This window comes from Xanthomonas axonopodis (assembly GCF_001304695.1).
Classification (GTDB): domain Bacteria; phylum Pseudomonadota; class Gammaproteobacteria; order Xanthomonadales; family Xanthomonadaceae; genus Xanthomonas; species Xanthomonas axonopodis.
In genome coordinates, this window is the sequence record NZ_JFAQ01000227.1 from 1 (window position 1) to 2455 (window position 2455).

The following is a 2455-nucleotide window of genomic DNA, read 5'->3' on the forward strand; positions in this document are numbered from 1 at the left end:
AATCAGTATCTGACGCGTTGATGTCCCGTGGCCGGCGGCGCATTGCGTCGCCGGCCGATGGCGGCCACCCCCGTGGACGCTCCCTTGCATGTTCCCAGGTGAACCCATGTCCAGTGTTTCCATTGACGGCGCCCCCGATGCCGGCGAGAACACCCGTTTCATCATCCTGATTAGTTGCGTGGCCACGATCGGTGGCTTTCTGTTCGGCTTCGACAGCGGCGTGATCAATGGCACCGTCGATGGCCTGAAACAGACCTTCCAGTCCACCGCCGCCGAGACCGGCTTCGAGGTTGCCTCGATGCTGCTGGGCTGCGCCATCGGCGCCTTCTTTGCAGGACGCCTGGCCGACCGCTGGGGCCGCCGCTCGGTGCTGATCATTTCCGCGGCGCTGTTCCTGCTCTCGGCCATCGGCGCCGGCGCCTCGCACAGTTCCGGCTTCTTCATCTTCGCCCGTGTGATGGGCGGCTTTGCGGTGGGCGCGGCCAGCGTCATTTCGCCGGCCTACATCGCCGAAGTGGCCTCTGCGCGCTATCGCGGGCGGCTCGCCACGATGCAGCAGATCGCCATCATCAGCGGGCTGTTCTGCGCATTTCTGAGCAACTACCTGCTGGCCAACGCCGCCGGTGCTTCCACCGAGCCGCTCTGGGCCGGGCAGGCCGCCTGGCGCTGGATGTTCTGGATGCAGGCGGTTCCCTCGATCCTGTTCCTGTTGCTGCTGCTGGTCATCCCGGAAAGCCCGCGCTACCTGGTGGTCAAGGGTCGTCTCGAGCAGGCGCTGGTGGTGCTCAAGCGCCTGTACGGCAACGCCGCCGCGCAGACCAAGCTGGGCGAGATTTCCGCCTCGATGGCGGCCGACCAGCACAAGCCCAAGCTCTCCGACCTGATCAACAAGGCCACCGGCAAGATCCGCCCCATCGTCTGGATCGGCATTGGCCTGGCGGTGTTCCAGCAACTGGTCGGCATCAACGTGGTGTTCTATTACGGCGCGGTGTTGTGGCAGGCAGTGGGCTTCTCCGAGCAGGATGCGCTGTTGATCAACGTGCTTTCCGGCGGCCTCAGCATTGGCGCCTGCCTGGTCACCGTGATGCTGGTGGACAAGATTGGCCGCAAGCCGTTGCTGTGGATCGGCTCGGCCGGCATGGCCGTCTCCCTGGCCTTGGTAACGTACGCGTTTGCCACCGCCTCGCTGGATCCCAACGGCAAGCTTGCGATGTCCGACGCCATGGGCATGCTCGCCCTGGTGGCTGCCAACGTCTACGTGGTGTTCTTCAACGCCTCGTGGGGCCCGGTGATGTGGGTGATGCTGGGCGAGATGTTCCCTAACCAGATCCGCGGCTCGGGCCTGGCCATTGCTGGCGCCGCGCAGTGGACCTCCAACTTCGCCATCACCGTCAGCTTCCCGATCCTGCTCGGCAGCATCGGCCTAGCCGGGGCCTACGGCATCTACACGGTCGCCGCCTTCATCTCGGTGTTCTTCGTCCTCAAGTACGTCTACGAGACCAAGGGCAAGGAACTCGAACAAATGGAGGGCTGATCGCCTCTATATGCCGATATCGGCACGGAAAACGAAGAAGGTCGCGCAATGCGTGGCCTTTTTTGTTGGGATGATTTTCTTATAGCCAAACGCTACGCGCGCTTGCATAAGCCGCCTCAGCAAGCCGAACCACGCAGCAAGGCCTGGTTCGCGTCAGCAGCATTGCGCGCTTGTGTTCCTCTCCAATGCGTCGTCGGATGCATTGCTATCGCTACCGAACTCAGCGTTCATCCATGTGCGGGCTAAGAGGGTGTTTACATAATTATACAATTGCATCATCTCCTGACGACTAGCCATCAAGATGGGCCGCCCGCCGAAGATTCAAGCCGAACACGAAGCAATGTTGGTGGAAATCGTAGAGTCGGATCCGACTGCGACGATAGAAGAAGTCAGATTGGAGCTTTTTCGTCGCTGCAACATGAAGGTTCACGATCAAACGCTGGCATCGACGTTGAAGAGGCTTAGGATTGAACGCATGCCCAGCCACGAGGTGGTGACGATCGAGAAAGCCGAGACGGATGTGCCACGCTATGGCGATACCGATGCTCATCGCCGCCAGACGCCAGAACAGACGTCCCCCAGCTGCCTGACCGACGCTGAATGGGAGTTGGTCAGGGATATTTTCGAGAACGAAGGCGGTCGCGGCTTGCCGCCCCGCATCAGCCGCACAGTGTTGGTGGACGCCTGCTGTTACGTGGTTGGCAGCGGTGGATCGTGGCGGATGCTACCCAGGCATTTTCCTCGTTGGCAAAACGTGTATCGAACCTTTCGCCGCTGGAGCGAGCAAGGCAAGTTCGAGCAAATGCATGATCGTCTGCGCGCACAATGGCGCGAGCGTGAAGGCAAGAACGCCGAGCCCACCGCCGCGGTCATTGACGCACAATCCACACGGGGTTCTCCGCAAGGCGGCGAAAGTGGCTA

Annotated in this window: 2 protein-coding genes; both read left to right on the forward strand. The window is 61.5% G+C overall.

The genetic code is table 11. From position 1 onward, the window contains the following. Positions 1-106 precede the first annotated feature (106 nt). Entirely contained in the window at positions 107-1534 is a 1428-nt protein-coding gene (locus XAXN_RS17865) for a sugar porter family MFS transporter (RefSeq protein WP_054320538.1), read from the forward strand. 340 nt (positions 1535-1874) lie between these two features. After that, the coding region (locus tag XAXN_RS22025) for a transposase (RefSeq protein WP_167694825.1) at positions 1875-2455 on the forward strand (581 nt) is incomplete at its 3' end.